The organism is Vagococcus sp. (assembly GCF_036639995.1).
GTDB lineage: Bacteria > Bacillota > Bacilli > Lactobacillales > Vagococcaceae > Vagococcus.
This window is the reverse complement of record NZ_JAVWHO010000004.1, coordinates 35,283-52,631: the sequence shown is the minus strand read 5'-3', so window position 1 is coordinate 52,631 and position 17,349 is coordinate 35,283. Positions and strand designations below refer to the sequence as shown.

Below are 17,349 nucleotides of genomic sequence, written 5' to 3'. Positions count from 1 at the left end.
CTTTCCCTATATCTATACTGCTTAATACTACCATAAGTTATTAAAATCGGATATTATGAGATTACAAAAGGATGTGACATAATGTATTTAGAGTTTGATTTTCTCAAATTATGGATTGAAGTAGATGATTTAGGCATTACTGCTATCCATTATGTTGACGCACCACTAAAAGAACCCGATTTAACTGATTCTATGAAAAAACATCTTGATTTAGCTAAAAAAGAACTAACTGCTTATTTTAACGGTAAACCTATTCAGTTCACTGTACCACTACATCTAACAGTTGGTACTGATTTTCAAAAAAATGTTTGGCGTGCTCTAATTGATGTTCCTTACGGTGAAATTAGAAACTATCAAGAAATTGCCCAAGCTGTTAATTCTCCTAAAGCACAACAAGCAGTTGGTCAAGCAAATAAAAAAAATCCAATTCCCATTATTATTCCATGTCACCGTGTAACTGCAAAAAATGGCACACTTGGCGGATATATGGGTAACTCCACAAATGGTGCACTTATCAAGGAATTTTTACTTAATTTGGAACATAAAACCTATTCTAAATAAAGTGAAAAAGAAATGACCTCGTAAAAAACAAGCGAAGTCATTTCTTTTTTATTTAAGCTGTGTAAGCATTTTTCATTTCATCAAAGAAACCAGCTGACATGTTTAATTCATCTACAACATATTTTTCAAAGCCACCAAATTCTTGATCTATAATTTTAAAGGAATGATCTAAATAACGTTGATCAACATTCATCATCACTAATACTTCTTGTAATTGATCATCTGTTAATCCTTGCGTTTTCAGTTGATCTATAATTTGTTGGTTTGCTGGTTTTCTTAATTCATTAGTTAATAAATAATCTTTAAAAATTAAGTCTTTAGAAACACCTAAACTTCCTAAAATCAAAGCTGCTGCTAAACCTGTTCTATCTTTTCCAGCAAAACAATGGAATAAAATAGGATTTTCTGGATTAGAAACAATCATTTCTAAAAATTGTTGATAACCTTTTTTTGCACCCTTTGTTAGAATTAACTCTTCATATAAATCAAACATACCTTTATCTGCTGAGTGTGAACCTTGAAGTAACTCCTCAAAACTAGCTCCTTGCCCCTTAACATCTTTTAAAATATCAATATTAACGTAATCAACACCAACTATTTTGTCATCTGGACGCTCTGTCGTTTCTTTTTTTCCTCTTAAATCAACAATAGTCCGTAAACGATACTCGTTTAGTAAGCGATCTATAACTGTATTTTCAACATTAACGACTTCACCACTTCTTAAAAAGAAGCCTGACTTGACTGTTCGTCCATCAACTGTTGGTATATTTCCTATATCTCTAAAATTAACTAATGATTTCATTGTGTATCTCCCTTCAAGCTATGTGATTTTAATTACTACGTTAAAATCAAATTTAAAACATTATACCACAATTTCAAAATATTGGGGTTTATTTAATATTTAAAGAAAAAAGTTTCCCTATCTGCATAAATAGATAGAGAAACTTTATGAATATTAAATAAATATAGATTTGTGTACCTCAAGTTTTTTGACTAATTTTAAGCTAATAAAATACGAGATAACACCAACTAAAACAAGTAAAATAGCCGGAATAACTATGCTTGGTACAATTGATTGCCCTGTACCTGAGACAAAACCTAGTACGGTAATCATAAGGCTTAACATTTCTTTCGACCAATAAGGTAAACTAAACAATGCACCTAAAATAAGCACTAGTAAAGTAAAGAGAATAATTATTACCGTTCTTTTTCTCATTGAATACGTGGCAATTAACACTAAATCAGTTAGTAGTAACACACTAAAAATGACTAATGTTACAAAAATGATTGATAACACATAACGTAGACCTTCTTGTGACGTAAGTTGATTTGTATACACCACTCTCACGCTATCATCTGGTTCGATAAACGAGAAAAATGGGATGTATGTCATCAAAAGATTGTGTGCTTCAATTAATAAACTTGAGATAAAACTAATAATCAACTGAACAATAACCGTACGATTTAAAATTGTTTTCCTACTGTATGAATGATAGCTATACAATGTAATATTTGTTAAAAAACTCATCCAAGTAAAAACAACAAGGTACATCACTAAAACATAACTAATACCGTCAAAAGAGACATTCAAAGTTGTCATCTTTTCAATTCCTGTTGCTCCTATTAAAAACAAAATATAAAATCCAATAAAAATTGCTAATAATTTTAATTGCTGGATTAATTGGGTCAGAATAACAGCCTTTTTATTCATACTTATTCTCCCCCTCTATCCCCGTATACATCACGAGTTAATTGTATAAACAATTCTTGTAAGTTTAACGGTTTTAATTCTAATTGATCTGATTTTGGCAATTCTTCTTTTTCTAACTGAACATACGCTTTAATAATCCCATTACGATATTCTTGACCTAAAATCTGTTTCTGTTGTAAAAATTCACGGACATCGCGTTCTTCACCTTTAACTGAGTAAGCGCGACTAATAAGTGTTTCCACGTTGTCATCAATCAAGACTTGTCCATCTTCTAAAATAACAACTCGTTCAATTAATTCTTCAATTTCATCAATAGCATGCGTTGACAGAATAATTGTTTTTGGATGACGATCAAAACTCGCCTGTAAGTCATGATAAAGAGCATTTCTATGATAAGCATCAAGAGAAAATGCTGGTTCATCCAGCAATAAGTAATCTACATCATTACTAAAAGCTAAACAACTTCTAAATAATGTTTTTTTCTTTAAAGGCAATTTTCTAAAGTAATCATTTTCATCTAAATGATATTTTTCAATAAGTGATTGGCAAACCTCTGTTTGAAAATTTGGATAAAATTGCCCCATCCATTTTACAATATGCTTTAATTTTGCTCGTTTAGGGTAAATGTTATCATGCGTTTGAAAATAAACATTTTGTAACGCTTCTGGATGATCTTCTATATCAAGTTGATCAACTTCAATATATCCTTCTGTTGGAAATCTTAAATGTGCGATTAAACGCATTAATGTTGTTTTTCCTGAATCGTTCTGGCCTAGTAAACCATAAATAGTTTTTTCTTTTAAAACTAGATCAACATCATTCAAGACTAGAAGATCATCTGCTGTTTTAGACATCCCTCTAATTTCTATTGTCATAATTATTTTTTTCCTTTCTAAATCATCCCGTTAATACAGAACTACTAACCCATGATATTATACAAATATTACGACTGCATATCAAACTATTAACAAATCGCGACAATTTAAAAACAAAATATTTTAAATAAAAAAAGAACAATGACTTATTTTAGTTCATTTGCTCTTTTTTGTCATCTTTATTGATTGGTAGTCGCTTGCCCATTAACAAACTCTACCTTAATTCCTTTTGCTAATTTTTTCAATTCCAAAACATTTTTATTAGTTAATTTTTCTTTACCAAACATTGTAACTGAAAAAATAACATCTCCAGTACGTGCTTTAAACATTAATGTTTTCTTATCTGTTGAATACTGTAAAGCTTCTTCCATTACACCCAAATACTGAACAGGTTCCTCAACATCCCATTTAACATCTTCAAGCTCATAGCCAGACAAATCACCATAAATTTTTTGTTCATTGTCTGAGGCGTTGATTTGGATACTCGTTTTTTTGTCTTTTTTATTTTGGAATGTTCCCCATAAATTACTTTGAGTAAATTCACCATCTGACATCACATCATAAGAAGTATTATTAAAACTTATTTTAGATTTTCCTACTAAAATATTATTAATTATGTCGCTTCTTTTTTTTTCATCATCTTTAATGACCATCCCTTTATCCTCAGTACTTACTTTAGTAGATTGGGCTTTTTCTTTTTTTCCACAACTTACTAAAAATAAAGAAGGGATCAATAATAATAAAATAATTTTTTTTCTCATCTCATCACCTAAAATTTTCAAGTCTTTTCACTAGTATACTATAAAAAAAGGGAAAATAAAGTGTTTTCACCATTTTTTAGGGCTCCATAAGTTTCCATCTAATTCGCTTTTTGCTTGGTCAATACGTTTATATTGTTCTAGTATTATTTCTTCAAGTTCTTGAAAAAAGGCTTTCTTTTCATAACTTTGGGCTTTTTCAGCGAGCTCTTTTACTTCTAATAATACCCATTCTTTTTCGCTCATTCTTCAAGCCTCATCTCTTTAACTATTACTAACAAATCCTCAAGTTCTTCTCGATTTGCTTCCATTACACTAAGTATATTAGCTAGCTTTTCTTTTTCTTCCGTATTACCCTCTATCATATGATTTAATTTTTCTTTAAACCATGTTTCCTTACTTTGGAATGTTGCTAGGTTTTCTTTCGTTAGATATTGCTCATATGCTATAAGCAGCTTTTTCTTTTCTTTTTCTTCTAAGTAAGAGAATAAAGGAATTGAAAAAATTGGTAAAAATATCATATGGCATTTATTTGCCAACGCCTCAAATGGTCTAAAAATTTCAGAAAGTGTATATTTTTCAGACCTACCAGAAGCAAAATTTTGTTCTGAAAGACCCAAACTCACAACAATTCCTAGTTCTTTATCAGTTAGATGGTTTTCAGCAAATTCGACTGAAAATACCTCGTCCAACCATTTTTTTAGTATATATGGTGCACTATACCAGTACATAGGAAATTGAAAAATAATCCGCTGATATTGTTTTAATTTAACTCTATCAGCTAAAACATCTGGTGTCTCTTCTCTTAGAAGATAATGATCAACACATGGTAATTCTTTTATACTATCAATTAAAAAACGCTGAACACTCGAACTTTCGACTTCCGGATGAGCAATAATTACTAAAGTCTTCTTCATATTGACCACTCCAATCTCACACATCATACCAATTTTTATTAAAAAAAACAGTTAATAAGCTTACTAGCAAAAATAAAAAAAGTGAACAGATCAATAGACCTCCTCACTTCTTATCTTTAACTTTTTACTGAATCGATGCTTCAAATATTGAATCGATGCTTTCTTTTAAAGCAAATTCAAACTCCATATCTGTTTCTTGATAGGCAAGACCTTCTTCTAATGCTCTAGAAAAACTAGCAATCATTCCATGATTTTCGCTTAATTTTTTATCTGCCTCTGCTTTTCGATAACCACCAGAAAGAGCCACCACTCTAACAACGTTTGGATGATCAATGAATTCATGATAAAAATCTGGAACTGATGGCAATGTTAGTTTCAGAATAACTTTTACATCATCATCTAATTGATCTAATTGTTTTTTCAATTCATCTTTTAACAGTGCTTCTGATTTTGCTTTTTCAGGACTATGGATATCAATTTCAGGCTCGATAATTGGAATTAAGTCATGAGCAAAAATAGTTTTAGCTAAATCAAATTGTTGTTCCACAACTTCCTTAATACCAACTTCATTAGCATTTAAAATAAGAGAGCGTGCTTTTGTTCCAAAAATATAATGTTTTTTAGCTTCCACTAATTTTTCTTCTAAATTTTCAATTGGTTTCATCATTTGCGCACCACTTCTCACAACATCTAAACCTTGATCAATTTTTAAGAAAGGAATAATTCCTTTTTTCTCCCACAAATACTCACAAGTGTTAATGCCTTCAATGGTTCTTTTAATCGTGTCACTAAATAAAATAGCGGCTAAAATATGTTCAGAAGAAAAATCTGGACTAACAATAATACGATATCTCATGTCATGCATTAAATTAAACATCTCTTCATTTGTTTGATACGTTTCATCTGGAATACCATAAGCTCTTAAAATAGCTGGTGTACTACCGCCACTTTGATCTAGGGCTGCTATAAAACCTGGCTTTTCTGACATGACTTTCAATTTTTTCTCATCTATCATATTCTTTTCTCTCCCTTATCTTATGATATGCTCATTATAATACATATCATGCTTTTTTTTAAGAAAAATCGTTTTTTCATGAAATTTTCTTCATTTTATACTTAGTTTACTGTAAGAAAAAAAGCCGAGAATTCGGCTTTTTTTATCCAACTAAAACATTTTCTTTTGGGTAATTGAATTTATAGCTTTGTGCACTAACTTCTTTCCTAATTAACGCAAAAATAACTGTATACAAGCCTACACGACCAATAAACATCAATGACATAATTAGTAGTTTACCAAAGACTGTTAAATTTGGTGTTAATCCCATTGTTAAACCAACCGTGGCAAAAGCTGAAACGACTTCAAACAAAACATATTCTATTCCAGATTGATAAGGAATGGCTTCTGTCATCGCTAAGACCAATGAACTAACAAAACAAATCAAACTTGAGAAAAATACAAACATAAAGGCTTTTAATACCGTTTTTAATGGAATTGTTCTACCAAATCCTTCAGCATCTTCTCTTCCCTTTAACAAACTAAATAGTTGAACAATTAAAACACCAATCGTCGTTGTTTTAACTCCACCTGCTGTTGAGCCTGAGGTACCACCAACAAACATCAACACAATGGTTAAAATAATTCCAGCATAACTCATTGCTCCGTAATCAATCGATGCAAATCCTGCTGTTCTTGGAGTCACACTCAAGAAGAAACTGTTTGCTAGTTTATTGCCCAATCCATTTGTTCCTGCTGCATCTGTAAAAAAGAAAATAACCGTTCCAAATACAACGAGAAATGCTGAGACGCATAAAGCGATTTTTGTATGAAGTGATAATTTACGCTCTTTCTTAAAGTGAATCAAATCATACCATACTATAAATCCAAAACCACCTGAGAGTATCAGAAGTGCAATAACGACTAACACAAAACTATTGTCCTTATAACCTAGTAAACTATCTCCAAATAAATCAAAGCCTGCATTACAAAAAGCGGATATGGAATGAAAAACACTAAAAAATAGTCCCTTCTTTATTCCATATTCTGGAATAAACTGTGTTGCTAAAGAAATCGCGCCGATCAATTGAACCACAAATGAAAAGCGAATAACAAATTTCAATAGTTTAACAACACCACCATGACTATCTAAATTAAGCATGTCTTTCATTAAAAGTCTTGATTGAAAAGATAATCTTTTTTTAAACATTAAGGCTAAAATCAAAGCCACTGACATAAAGCCAAGACCACCAAGTTCTATTAATACCATCATAACGGTTTGACCTAATGGATTTAATACTTCTGAAATATTGATTGGCGTTAAGCCTGTCACACATACTGCGGATGTTGCAACAAATAAAGAATCAATATACGGTAAATTTTGTCCTGGTTGATGCATGATAGGTAGCCACAATAAAACTGAGCCTATAAAAATAATCATTAAAAACATTAACGCTATAAATTGAACATTACTAATTTTAAAAAACTTTCTTTTTTTATTTGTCATTCAATGTCCCTCAATAAATTTTTTATTCTGATTCATTTTACCGTTCATCACTTAAGAGTACAACCCTCTTTTTCATAAAACATTCTTTAGCTGTTTAATTTATCCTTTGCAAGAAGTAAACATCCAACAATTCCTGCATTATCTCCTAGCTCACAAGGAACAATGTAGGCTTCAACAGGAGGCGTTTCAACGTAATGATTCAATAGCTTTTTAAACTCTTCTTGTATCATAGAAAATAGTTGTGTTTGCTTCATAACACCACCGCCTAAAATGATTATTTCAGGTGATAATGTTAATGTATACCCAACAAGAGCTTGAGCTAGATAATAGGCTTCTAGTGACCAAGCTGGATGTTCTTTTGATAGTTCTTTTGATGGCTTTTTAAAACGTTTCTCGATAGCTGGCCCTGATGCCATTCCTTCCAAGCAATCTTTGTGAAATGGGCAGTTTCCCTCATAATCATCTTTGCTGTGTCTTCTAATAAGAACGTGACCAGCTTCTGGATGAGAAAAGCCTTGAATTATTTTTTCATTCACCACTATTCCGGCACCAATACCTGTTCCGACCGTTAGATACATACAGCTCCTTTTTTGACGAGCAGCACCGTTTTTTAGTTCACCATACGCAGCTGCATTCACATCCGTTGTCCAAGCAAAAGGAATAGCATATCTTTTTTTCATCTCTGTTAAAAAAGGAAAGTTTTGCCATCCTGGTTTTGGGGTTGATGTAATATTTCCATAAGTTTCAGACAATGGATTAACATCAATTGGTCCAAATGAACCAATACCAATAGCTTCCACCTGATATTTATCAAAAAAAGTGTAGACAGCTTTCATTGTTTCCTTTGGTGTCGTTGTTGGAATAGTTATTCTTTCAATAATTGTCAGATTCTCATCACTAACTGCACACACAAATTTTGTTCCTCCAGCTTCAATTGCTCCTAATCTCATATTAACTTCCCTCGCTTTATTTAATTTATAGGTTAAGTTTATCACATTTTACTACACTATTTATCCATATTAAAAAAGACCCAAATGAAACACCGTTGATGTTTTACTTGGGTCTATCTTTTATTTTATGCCATATACGTTAAAATATAAGTCACGCATATAATTGATTAAATACTCAGGATTCAAAGCCTCTCCTGTAGCATCCATAATTAATTGGTTTGGTTTTCTTGAGCTACCATATTGATGAATATTTTTGGTTAACCATTCTCTAATCGGTGAATAATCATCAGAAGCAAGAATATCTTCTACATTTATCTCTTGATTCATTGCATGATGAAGTTGAGCTGCGTACATATACCCTAAAGCATAAGACGGGAAGTACCCAAAACTTCCACCTGACCAATGAACATCTTGTAAAATACCTTCTAAATCATTTTCTGGACGAATTCCTAAGTATTCTTCATATTTATCATTCCAAATTTGTGGTAAGTTTTCTAATTCAATCTCATCGTTAAAAATCATTTTCTCAATTTCATAACGAATAATGATATGAAGTGGATAGGTTAATGAATCTGACTCAATACGAATCAAACTAGACTTAGTTTCCTTCAAGCCGTTGTAGAATGTTTCTGCATTGATTTCTTTAAACGTATCTCCTGATAATGATTGTAATAACGGATATTGTTTTTGCCAAAATGCTTGACTACCACCAATAATAATTTCGTTAAATAATGATTGAGATTCATGAATTCCCATTGATGTTCCACCTGCTAATGGCGTGTAATCATATTTTGCATCAATATTTTGCTCATACATACCATGTCCTGCCTCATGAATCGTACCAAACGTTGCCACAGAAAAATCATTTTCCATCCAACGAGTTGTAATTCGAGCATCATTACGATTCAAATCTAACATGAACGGATGCACGGTATTATCTAAACGACCTCTTGAAAAATCATAACCTAGTCGTTTAATCACTGTCGTCACAAACTCTTCTTGCACTTTAATCGGAACGTTGTAATGAACAAAATCAGTTCTAGGTACTTGCCCCTTTTCTTCAATCTCTTTTCGAATGGACATAATACCCTCTTTAACTTGAGAAAAAACATCGTCTAAAATTTCTGTTGTCATTCCAGGTTCATACTGATTTAATAACACATCATAATTAGTTGCTTCTTGCTTTTTCCAAAGAGGAATAAACTCTTTAGTCATCTTGATAATTTTTTCAAGAGTTTCTTTAAATACACTATAATCTTTCGCTTCTCTTGATTTAACCCATGTGCTGTGGGCATTTGAAAGAAGTTTCATGTATTCTTGGAACGACGCAACTGGAATATTATTATTCAAATCATAGTTTTCTTTTGTTTTATTGTAAACATCTTTTCCAAAATCAGATAATTCTTCTGGATTTTCTTCAAAAAACGCAATGAAATCTGCCATTGTTTCATTCGTTGCTTTATCAAATGCAAGACCAGATAAATAACTAGACATTTCAGCTCGGTAACTAGAGCCTTTTTCTGGCATACCTGTTTGGCTGTCCCATTCAGCTAGTCCCACAGCTTCGTTTAATAAAGATATTTCTTTTAAGTAAGCTAAAAATTCTTGTTCTTTTGTCATCTTAGTTCACACTTTCTTCTCTTGGTTTTCTTGGTGGACGTTTGCCCCAGTATTGGAATAAGTCTGTTCGAAGTGCTCCATTATAAAGTTTTCTCTTCTTAGTTGCTTTGCTACCATAATGTGTTTCAAAAGTTAGATCACTGGTTAAAATGTATTTACTCCAAGTATCTAAGGGTTTATACGTGCGTCCCATAATTTTATAAAGGGCACGTACTTTATCCTCTTCTCCTAAACGCTCACCATATGGTGGATTCGCAACAATCACGCCATATTCTTTATCTGTTGTGAAATCACTTAAATTCATTTGTTTAAAAGTAATGTCATCTCCTAAACCAACTTCTTCAGCATTTCTTTTGGCAATTTCAATCATTCTTGGGTCAATATCTGTCCCTAAAATATCTAACTCTACATCATAATTCACTTGTTGTTCTGCTGCATCTCTTACCTTATCAACAATTTTCTTATCCACCCAAGGCCACGCTTCAAACATAAAGTCGCGATTGAAACCAGGTGCCATATTTCTGCCAATTAAGGCTGCCTCAATACAAAACGTTCCGGATCCGCAAACTGGATCATAAAATGGGCGTTCTTTACGCCAATTCGTTAATTCTATAATAGCAGCTGCCATATTTTCTTTCAGCGGTGCACCACCTTTTTCCAAACGATAACCACGTTTGAAAAGACTTGGTCCTGTTGTATCTAACGTAATTGTTACTTTATCTTTTAAAAGAGCTACTTCAATTGGAAATTTAGCTCCTGATTCAGGTAAACGACCATAACGTGAATAGTACTCACTTAAGCGATTAACAATAGCTTTTTTAGTAATTGCCTGACAATCAGAGACACTAAACAATGTGGATTTAATTGACTTTCCTGAAACTGGAAATTCAGCATCCATTGGTAGTAAATCCTCCCAGTGAATGGCCTTTGTTTGTTCAAAAAGCTCTTCAAAAGTAGTTGCTTCAAATTCAGCGACAATTATTTTTACTCTATCTGCTGTTCTTAACCATAAATTTGTAGTTGCAATTGTTTCAAGGTCCCCATTAAAAATTGCTTTACCGTTTTCAACATCACATTCTATTCCTAAATTCCTTAATTCTTTTCCCACTAAGGCTTCTATACCACTAGCTGCTGTTGCAACTAATTTAAATTCCTTCATATTTTTATCGTCCTTTATGTTTTATAGTCGTCTTTGTATATAAAAATAGCCTTCCAAATAAAGGAAGGCAACCCTGAAAGCTGTAGTTTTCTGTAAGCCATGTTCTGTATTACTATTTGTCAGGACAAAATAGTAACGATAATCATCTGTCTACAGAATTCTCTGTCCCTTCTCTAAGTTCATTTACCTGAGAAAGGTGCCCCTACCATAAGTTTGGGTTGCTCGCTCGAGGGGTTTACCCGTTCCACTAATTTTATTTCTAAAATTACTTCGTCACTGTGGCACTTTCAAGAATACTCCAGCATAGCTCACGCCTTAGCTGTTTTTTCTGCCGTTACTCTTTTAATAAAGAGTACCTTAACTTATTTTTTCATTAAGCACGAACACTACAAACATCTCAGTTTGTGCGAGCATGGACTTTCCTCAACCATCAACTAGTGATGACTGCGATTATCCGAAAACTACAGACAATTATTTCTAATAATATTTAAAAGCGTCTTGTTGCATCTAAATCGTCGTTATCATTTAAAACTTTTTGAGCTGCGCTATTTAATGTGTTTTTAGCATTTTCAGAAATGTCACTTGAAATAGGTGACTCTTCTAATTTACTACCAAAAACATGTTTTTCTAAATTTGATAAACGTTTCAAAATATCAAAATTAGTTACAGCTGTTGTTTTAGGAGCTTCTTGTTTCATTCTTGATAATGTTGCTTGATTTTGTGTTAACTGATCTACTTTGTTAACTAATCGATGATTTTCTTCTTTTAATGCTAATAATTCTTGATTATAAGCTTCATAGTCTTTAATGACATTATCTAAAAATTCATCTACTTCAATTGGGTCATAGCCTCTAACTTTGGTTTTAAACTCTTTTTGTAAAATATCTCTAGCTGAATACACTAACTTAGCCAATTAATACACCTCATTTTTAATTACTATCTCCAGTAAAACCTACATTTCATAATGTTCTAATTGTATCTAATTATTCCTAATAAATCAAACTGAAAGTTGTCCTATCCATGTCTACTATAAAGATTTTTACTATATAACACAACTATTTTATTAAAAAATTTATAAAATTGTTTAAATTAAGGGCATATATGATGAAGTTTTTGTTTATTTCCTTTTCAATGTAATTAAAGATTTGATATAATACGGACTAGGAGTGTGATATATCTGACTATAAATTATCCGAAAGGAAGCTCTCATCAGCTTTCATCTCTAAAAAAAGATACTGGGAAAAAAAGACCTGTAAATTTTGCGAATAGAGGGATGACGTTTGAGGCTGAGATAAACCAAACAAATCAATATTATCTAGACAGAGACATAGCAGTTATTCATAAGAAACCTACACCAGTTCAAATTGTTAGTGTAGACTACCCTAAAAGAAGTGCTGCAGTCATTAAAGAAGCTTATTTCAAAGAAGCTTCCACCACTGATTATAATGGTGTTTACAAAGGTAGGTATATTGATTTTGAAGCAAAAGAAACAAAAAACAAAACTTCTTTTCCCCTGACTAATTTCCATGAACATCAAATTGTTCATATGAAAAGGTGCTTAAACCAACAGGGTATTGTTTTTGTTTTAATCTGCTTTTCATCCATTAAACGATACTTTCTAGTACCAGCTAGCCTTGTTATTGAATTTTGGAAAAAAAAATACACCAATGGAAGAAAATCGATTCCTTTATCAGATATTGAAAAAAAAGGATACGAAATAATTCCAGGATTTTCACCCAGAATTCCATATCTTGAAACATTAGATCGATATTTTGGAGAAGGAGACTATTTTAAATGAGAAATGAACCAACGGGACAACCTCCCAAAAGAAAACGAAACAAAGGAAAAGCAATACTTGTTACTTGTATTGTCTTACTTTCTTTAATCTGTATTCCTTTAATTATTGGGAGCGCTACTTTCTTCTACTATGTAAAAGATGCTCCTAAGCTTGATTACGCCAAATTAGAGGATACGCGTTCTTCTACGTTACTTGATTCAAAAGGCAATGTTTTCTTAACTCTTGGTGAGAAAAACAGAGAAACAATTGCCCCAAATGAAATTCCACCTACTTTAAAAGGTGCTATTATTTCTATTGAAGATAAACGTTTTGAAAAACATGTCGGTGTAGACCCTATTCGTATTGCTGGTGCTGCCTTTTCTAACCTTAAAGGAAACAGCACACAAGGTGGTAGCACATTAACGCAACAGTTAATTAAACTTTCTTATTATTCTCATAAAAAGGAAGACCAAACCTTAAAAAGAAAAGCGCAAGAAGCTTGGTTATCAGTTGAACTAGAAAAGAAAAAATCAAAAGATGAAATTTTAACGTATTATATTAACCGTGTTTATATGTCTAATGGTGTTTATGGCATGAAAACAGCGGCTGAGACATTTTATGGCAAAGAGTTTAAAGATTTATCACTTTCTCAATATGCCCTTTTAGCTGGTATTCCACAAGCGCCTAATAGCTATGACCCTTATCTCAATAAGGATGCAGCTAAAAAAAGACGTGATATGGTCTTAAATGAAATGTACAAAGATAAAAAAATATCTGAAAAAGATTACAAAGCTGCCATTGCTGAACCAGTGGATCAAGGTCTTGTTCCACTTAAAGAAGATTCAACAATGAAAGTTGTCACTGATAACTATGTCAATGAAGTTATCAAAGAAGTTCAAAAGAAAACGAAAAAGAATATTTATACAGATGGTTTAGAAGTTCATACAAATCTGGATTTAGAAGCCCAGACTTATCTTTATAATTTAATGAACAATGAAAACTCTTCTATTAATTTCCCAGATGATGAATTCCAAGCAGCTGGTACTTTAGTAGATGTGAAGACGGGTTCTGTTAGAGCACAAATTGGTGGTCGTAAAGCAAAAGAACAATCACAACTTGGTTTAAATAGAGCCGTTGAAAATAAACGTGATATTGGGTCAACATCAAAACCTTTAGTAGCTTACGGTCCTGCTGTTGAAGACTTGAGCTATGGTTCAGGTGAAATATTTGTTGATGAACCTTACAAATACGCGGATGGAACACCAGTTTATAACTATGACCGTGCTTATCGTGGCGGTTTAACTATGAGAGAATCACTCGTTGACTCCCGTAATATCCCTGCTTTAAAAGCACAAAAAGAAGTTGGCGATGACAAAGCAAAAGAATTTATTCATAAACTTGGCTTCAAAAATGATGTGTACGAATCAACTGCAATTTCTATGCAAGGTTCGACTGTTCAACTTGCTTCCTCATATGCAGCATTTGCTAATGGTGGCGTTTATTATGACCCATCTTATGTTAGCAAAATTGTTTATGAAGATGGCACTGAAGAAAAGATTGAACCAAAAGGTAGTCGAGCGATGAAAGAATCGACTGCTTATATTATTACTGATATGTTAAAAGATGTTATATCTCGTGGTACTGGTGTGAATGCGCAAATTCCGCAAATCATTCAAGCTGGTAAAACAGGAACATCTAACTATTCAGATGATGCCTTACCTAAAGTTAAGGGTGATGGAAGTCCTGACATTTCATTTGTTGGCTACACACCTAAGTATTCATTTGCTGTATGGACAGGCTATGATGATTATTTCAATGCTATTCCTGTGTCAGATCAACAAGTAGCAATGGATATCTATCGTAACTATATGACCTTCTTATACCAAAACCTTGAAGCTTCTGACTGGAAACAACCCGATGATGTGGTTCGAGTTGGTAATCAAGTCTATCTTCAAGACCATGTTGGCAATCAAGGCACTAAGAATTACGGTAATTACAGCTATAGTTCAAGTCAAAACATAGCACCAACATCAAGTTCAAGTGCTCCAGATATTGCTAAACCATCTGAGAAACCTGAACCGCCTACAACACCAACTCCTTCATCATCAACACCTCCTCCTACTCCACCTACAAGTAGTAGTGATAACGGTGGCAAAGATGATGGTGGTAATGATAATAATGGTGGTAAAGATGACGGTGGTAATGACAACAATGGCGGTAAAGATGACGGTGGTAACAATAATAATGGAGGCAAAGACGACGGTGGCAAAACCGACGGCGGCACGCCTCCTCCTAAATAATAAAAAAAGAGAAATGAGTTTTTTCACTCATTTCTCTTTTTCATTATTTTTTGTCCGTCTAAACACATATCCAGTAGCGGACATTTTTCACATTTAGGACTTCTTGCTGTACAATGATAGCGTCCAAATAAAATAATCGTATGATGTGCTTGAACCCATCTGTCTTTTGGAATTTTCTTCATAAGAGCTTCTTCTACTTCAATCACAGATGCTGATTGTTTACATATCCGCAAACGTTTTGCGACACGTTCGACGTGTGTATCTACTGCAATGGCAGGAACTCCAAACATATCTCCAGCGACCACATTGGCTGTTTTCTTACCAACACCAGGAAGTTTAACCATCTCTTCAATTGTTCGAGGAATCTCTCCATCATAATCTGCAACAAGTAGTTGAGAGGTTTTTATGATATTCTTCGCTTTATTTTTATACAGGCCAATCGTTCTAATTTTATCCATCACACTATCCAGTTGTGCGTTAGCTAATTTTTCAGCTGTTGGATATGCATCAAATAAAATGGGAGTCACTTTATTCACTGAAACATCTGTTGCTTGCGCGCTTAAAATAACTGCAATCAAATATTGAAAAGGACTTTCATGATCAAGTTCTCCTTTAGCATCAGGAAACATTTCCTCCATTCTATCCAATACTTCTACTGTTTTTTTACCTGACAACATCTGTCTTACCTCCAACTACTTTTTTGGATTTAACCAATTATATAATGGCACAAAAGGTAACTCGTCCTCTTTTTCCTCTTGCTCTTTCATCTCTACTTTTGCAGATCTCTTTTTCTGATCCATTTGAACATCTTGTTTTGATTTTAGATTTTTTCTTTCCCAAGCTAATAAAATACGGTCAATGTACTTCAAGCTATAAGCTTGATTTAACACCGCTTCACGTAACGCTAATTCAATTAATTCAACATCGTATGAATCAGTTGTTAGCCAACTTTGAATTGTTTCAAATTCTATTGGAGACAAGGGACGTCCAAATTCTATTTCAAAGGTTTGATAAAGATCAGTGACTCTTTTTTCATTAGTCTTTTCAACCGTTTTTATCTCTTGCTGTTCTAAATAGTGACTCAACCGGTTATAAAATAATGTCAAATCATAACGGTCTTCTGTTTGACCATGTTTATTGAGCTGTGTTTCAATTGAAACAAATCCTTTATCAATTAAAGATTGTAATATTTGAAATAACTCATCTACTGAAATATCCATAGGTTCGGCAATTTCTGCAAGATCGGGAAAAGAATTTCCAAGCTGTTCAAAACGTAGAAGTTGTAAATACAAAAGCAACTCGTTATTAGTCATACCAATTTTTTTATAATATTGAAGCAATAAGTTAGAAACTGACGTTAAATCAGCTGTTAAAAAGTCTTTAATTGTTAACATGTATTTACTCACTCACTTTCTTTATTAGTATATCAAAAATAAACAGAAAAGAAAGTTCGTAGATTTTTGATGTAAATAAAAAAAGAACTACATCTAGATTTTTCTAAATGGAGCTCCTTTTAATTGAAAATTATTTAGTTCCGTATAAACGGTCCCCTGCGTCCCCTAATCCTGGAACGATGTAACCATGTTCATTTAATTTTTCATCTAATCCAGCTGTGATAATATCAATATCTGGATGTGCTTCTTGAAGAGCTTTAACACCTTCTGGAGCTGCAACTAGACAAACAAATTTAATGTTGGTTGCGCCACGTTTTTTCAACAAGTCGATAGCCATGATAGCTGAACCACCTGTTGCTAGCATTGGATCAACAACGAATAGTTGACGTTCCGCAATATCCGTTGGTAATTTAACAAAGTACTCAACTGGTTCGAATGTTTCTTCATCACGATACAACCCAACATGTCCTACTTTTGCTGCAGGAATTAATTCCAACATACCGTCTACCATGCCCATACCGGCACGTAAAATTGGTACAATGGCAACTTTTTTTCCTGTTAAAGATTTTTGAGTTGATTTTCCCATAGGTGTCTCAATTTCAACATCTTCTAAAGGCATATCTCTAGATACCTCATAAGCCATTAACATAGCAATTTCATCTACAACTTCACGAAAAACCTTTGTCCCACAGTTTTTGTCGCGAATGATTGTCAACTTGTGTTGAATTAGTGGATGATCAATAACTTGAAATTTTCCCATATCGTGATTCTCCTTTAAATTTTATTCCAATCTATTGTAACGGAAAAAAAGGTAATTGACTAGTCA

Annotated in this window: 18 protein-coding genes and 1 other RNA gene; 3 read left to right on the top strand and 16 right to left on the bottom strand. The window is 32.9% G+C overall.

Annotated features, from left to right (window positions below; genetic code table 11):
* Positions 1–81 precede the first annotated feature (81 nt).
* Positions 82–561, top strand: coding sequence for a methylated-DNA--[protein]-cysteine S-methyltransferase (locus RR554_RS02670; RefSeq protein WP_332462680.1), 480 nt, complete (start codon positions 82–84; stop codon positions 559–561).
* A 52-nt stretch (positions 562–613) separates the two neighbouring features.
* Here RR554_RS02670 and RR554_RS02665 read toward each other — a convergent pair whose 3' ends face one another.
* From RR554_RS02665 to gpsB, 13 genes are all read right to left on the bottom strand, one after another.
* Positions 614–1,363: a tyrosine-protein phosphatase gene (locus RR554_RS02665; protein WP_332462681.1), complete on the bottom strand. Its 750-nt coding sequence runs from the start codon at positions 1,361–1,363 to the stop codon at positions 614–616.
* Positions 1,364–1,516: 153 nt separating this feature from the next.
* Positions 1,517–2,272 carry a hypothetical protein gene (locus RR554_RS02660; RefSeq protein ID WP_332462682.1) on the bottom strand — a complete coding sequence of 252 codons (756 nt, stop codon included), beginning with the start codon at positions 2,270–2,272 and terminating at the stop codon, positions 1,517–1,519.
* 2 nt (positions 2,273–2,274) lie between these two features.
* On the bottom strand, positions 2,275–3,147 hold the full coding sequence (locus RR554_RS02655; protein ID WP_332467372.1) for an ABC transporter ATP-binding protein: 873 nt from the start codon (positions 3,145–3,147) through the stop codon (positions 2,275–2,277).
* Positions 3,148–3,326: 179 nt separating this feature from the next.
* Positions 3,327–3,908 (bottom strand): hypothetical protein, encoded by a 582-nt coding sequence (locus RR554_RS02650; RefSeq protein ID WP_332467371.1) that lies wholly within the window; start codon positions 3,906–3,908, stop codon positions 3,327–3,329.
* Positions 3,909–3,974: 66 nt separating this feature from the next.
* On the bottom strand, positions 3,975–4,151 hold the full coding sequence (locus tag RR554_RS02645) for a hypothetical protein (RefSeq protein WP_332462685.1): 177 nt from the start codon (positions 4,149–4,151) through the stop codon (positions 3,975–3,977).
* Entirely contained in the window at positions 4,148–4,822 is a 675-nt protein-coding gene (locus RR554_RS02640) for an NAD(P)H-dependent oxidoreductase (protein ID WP_332467370.1), read from the bottom strand. Before RR554_RS02640 ends, RR554_RS02645 begins: the two co-directional genes overlap by 4 nt.
* Positions 4,823–4,946: 124 nt before the next feature.
* Positions 4,947–5,837 (bottom strand): fructose bisphosphate aldolase, encoded by an 891-nt coding sequence (locus RR554_RS02635; RefSeq protein ID WP_332462687.1) that lies wholly within the window; start codon positions 5,835–5,837, stop codon positions 4,947–4,949.
* A gap of 142 nt (positions 5,838–5,979) precedes the next feature.
* The gene (locus RR554_RS02630) at positions 5,980–7,323 is read right to left on the bottom strand and encodes a TrkH family potassium uptake protein (protein WP_332462688.1); all 1,344 of its coding nucleotides are present in this window, start codon (positions 7,321–7,323) and stop codon (positions 5,980–5,982) included.
* 86 nt (positions 7,324–7,409) lie between these two features.
* Positions 7,410–8,273, bottom strand: coding sequence for an ROK family protein (locus RR554_RS02625; RefSeq protein ID WP_332467369.1), 864 nt, complete (start codon positions 8,271–8,273; stop codon positions 7,410–7,412).
* Positions 8,274–8,393: 120 nt separating this feature from the next.
* The gene (locus tag RR554_RS02620) at positions 8,394–9,893 is read right to left on the bottom strand and encodes a carboxypeptidase M32 (RefSeq protein WP_332467368.1); all 1,500 of its coding nucleotides are present in this window, start codon (positions 9,891–9,893) and stop codon (positions 8,394–8,396) included.
* A 1-nt stretch (position 9,894) separates the two neighbouring features.
* Entirely contained in the window at positions 9,895–11,052 is a 1,158-nt protein-coding gene (locus RR554_RS02615; protein WP_332467367.1) for a THUMP domain-containing class I SAM-dependent RNA methyltransferase, read from the bottom strand.
* Between the two features lie 88 nt (positions 11,053–11,140).
* Positions 11,141–11,514, bottom strand: an RNA gene (gene rnpB / locus RR554_RS02610) — RNase P RNA component class B.
* 25 nt (positions 11,515–11,539) lie between these two features.
* Positions 11,540–11,965: a cell division regulator GpsB gene (gene gpsB, locus RR554_RS02605; protein WP_332462692.1), complete on the bottom strand. Its 426-nt coding sequence runs from the start codon at positions 11,963–11,965 to the stop codon at positions 11,540–11,542.
* Positions 11,966–12,229: 264 nt separating this feature from the next.
* Between gpsB and recU the strand changes: the two genes are divergently transcribed.
* Both recU and RR554_RS02595 read left to right on the top strand, forming a co-directional pair.
* A complete protein-coding gene (recU, locus tag RR554_RS02600; protein WP_332462731.1) occupies positions 12,230–12,850 on the top strand; it encodes a Holliday junction resolvase RecU in 621 nt (206 codons plus the stop codon).
* Positions 12,847–15,129, top strand: a complete 2,283-nt coding sequence (locus RR554_RS02595) for a PBP1A family penicillin-binding protein (RefSeq protein ID WP_332462693.1) — start codon at positions 12,847–12,849, stop codon at positions 15,127–15,129. Before recU ends, RR554_RS02595 begins: the two co-directional genes overlap by 4 nt.
* A 23-nt stretch (positions 15,130–15,152) precedes the next feature.
* On the opposite strand, the gene nth is transcribed toward RR554_RS02595, so the two are convergent.
* From nth to upp, 3 genes are all read right to left on the bottom strand, one after another.
* Positions 15,153–15,806: an endonuclease III gene (gene nth, locus RR554_RS02590; protein WP_332467366.1), complete on the bottom strand. Its 654-nt coding sequence runs from the start codon at positions 15,804–15,806 to the stop codon at positions 15,153–15,155.
* A gap of 15 nt (positions 15,807–15,821) precedes the next feature.
* Entirely contained in the window at positions 15,822–16,523 is a 702-nt protein-coding gene (locus RR554_RS02585; RefSeq protein ID WP_332462695.1) for a DnaD domain-containing protein, read from the bottom strand.
* A 130-nt stretch (positions 16,524–16,653) separates the two neighbouring features.
* Complete coding sequence (upp, locus tag RR554_RS02580; RefSeq protein WP_332462696.1) at positions 16,654–17,283, bottom strand: uracil phosphoribosyltransferase; 630 nt, start codon at positions 17,281–17,283, stop codon at positions 16,654–16,656.
* Positions 17,284–17,349: the final 66 nt, after the last annotated feature.

Bases quoted from the DNA above. Each gene is read 5' to 3' on its own strand.
- RR554_RS02670 (WP_332462680.1), top strand. From the start codon at position 82: ATGTATTTAGAGTTTGATTTTCTCAAATTATGGATTGAAGTAGATGAT.
- RR554_RS02665 (WP_332462681.1), bottom strand. From the start codon at position 1,363: ATGAAATCATTAGTTAATTTTAGAGATATAGGAAATATACCAACAGTT.
- RR554_RS02660 (WP_332462682.1), bottom strand. From the start codon at position 2,272: ATGAATAAAAAGGCTGTTATTCTGACCCAATTAATCCAGCAATTAAAA.
- RR554_RS02655 (WP_332467372.1), bottom strand. From the start codon at position 3,147: ATGACAATAGAAATTAGAGGGATGTCTAAAACAGCAGATGATCTTCTA.
- RR554_RS02650 (WP_332467371.1), bottom strand. From the start codon at position 3,908: ATGAGAAAAAAAATTATTTTATTATTATTGATCCCTTCTTTATTTTTA.
- RR554_RS02645 (WP_332462685.1), bottom strand. From the start codon at position 4,151: ATGAGCGAAAAAGAATGGGTATTATTAGAAGTAAAAGAGCTCGCTGAA.
- RR554_RS02640 (WP_332467370.1), bottom strand. From the start codon at position 4,822: ATGAAGAAGACTTTAGTAATTATTGCTCATCCGGAAGTCGAAAGTTCG.
- RR554_RS02635 (WP_332462687.1), bottom strand. From the start codon at position 5,837: ATGATAGATGAGAAAAAATTGAAAGTCATGTCAGAAAAGCCAGGTTTT.
- RR554_RS02630 (WP_332462688.1), bottom strand. From the start codon at position 7,323: ATGACAAATAAAAAAAGAAAGTTTTTTAAAATTAGTAATGTTCAATTT.
- RR554_RS02625 (WP_332467369.1), bottom strand. From the start codon at position 8,273: ATGAGATTAGGAGCAATTGAAGCTGGAGGAACAAAATTTGTGTGTGCA.
- RR554_RS02620 (WP_332467368.1), bottom strand. From the start codon at position 9,893: ATGACAAAAGAACAAGAATTTTTAGCTTACTTAAAAGAAATATCTTTA.
- RR554_RS02615 (WP_332467367.1), bottom strand. From the start codon at position 11,052: ATGAAGGAATTTAAATTAGTTGCAACAGCAGCTAGTGGTATAGAAGCC.
- RR554_RS02595 (WP_332462693.1), top strand. From the start codon at position 12,847: ATGAGAAATGAACCAACGGGACAACCTCCCAAAAGAAAACGAAACAAA.
- nth (WP_332467366.1), bottom strand. From the start codon at position 15,806: ATGTTGTCAGGTAAAAAAACAGTAGAAGTATTGGATAGAATGGAGGAA.
- RR554_RS02585 (WP_332462695.1), bottom strand. From the start codon at position 16,523: ATGTTAACAATTAAAGACTTTTTAACAGCTGATTTAACGTCAGTTTCT.
- upp (WP_332462696.1), bottom strand. From the start codon at position 17,283: ATGGGAAAATTTCAAGTTATTGATCATCCACTAATTCAACACAAGTTG.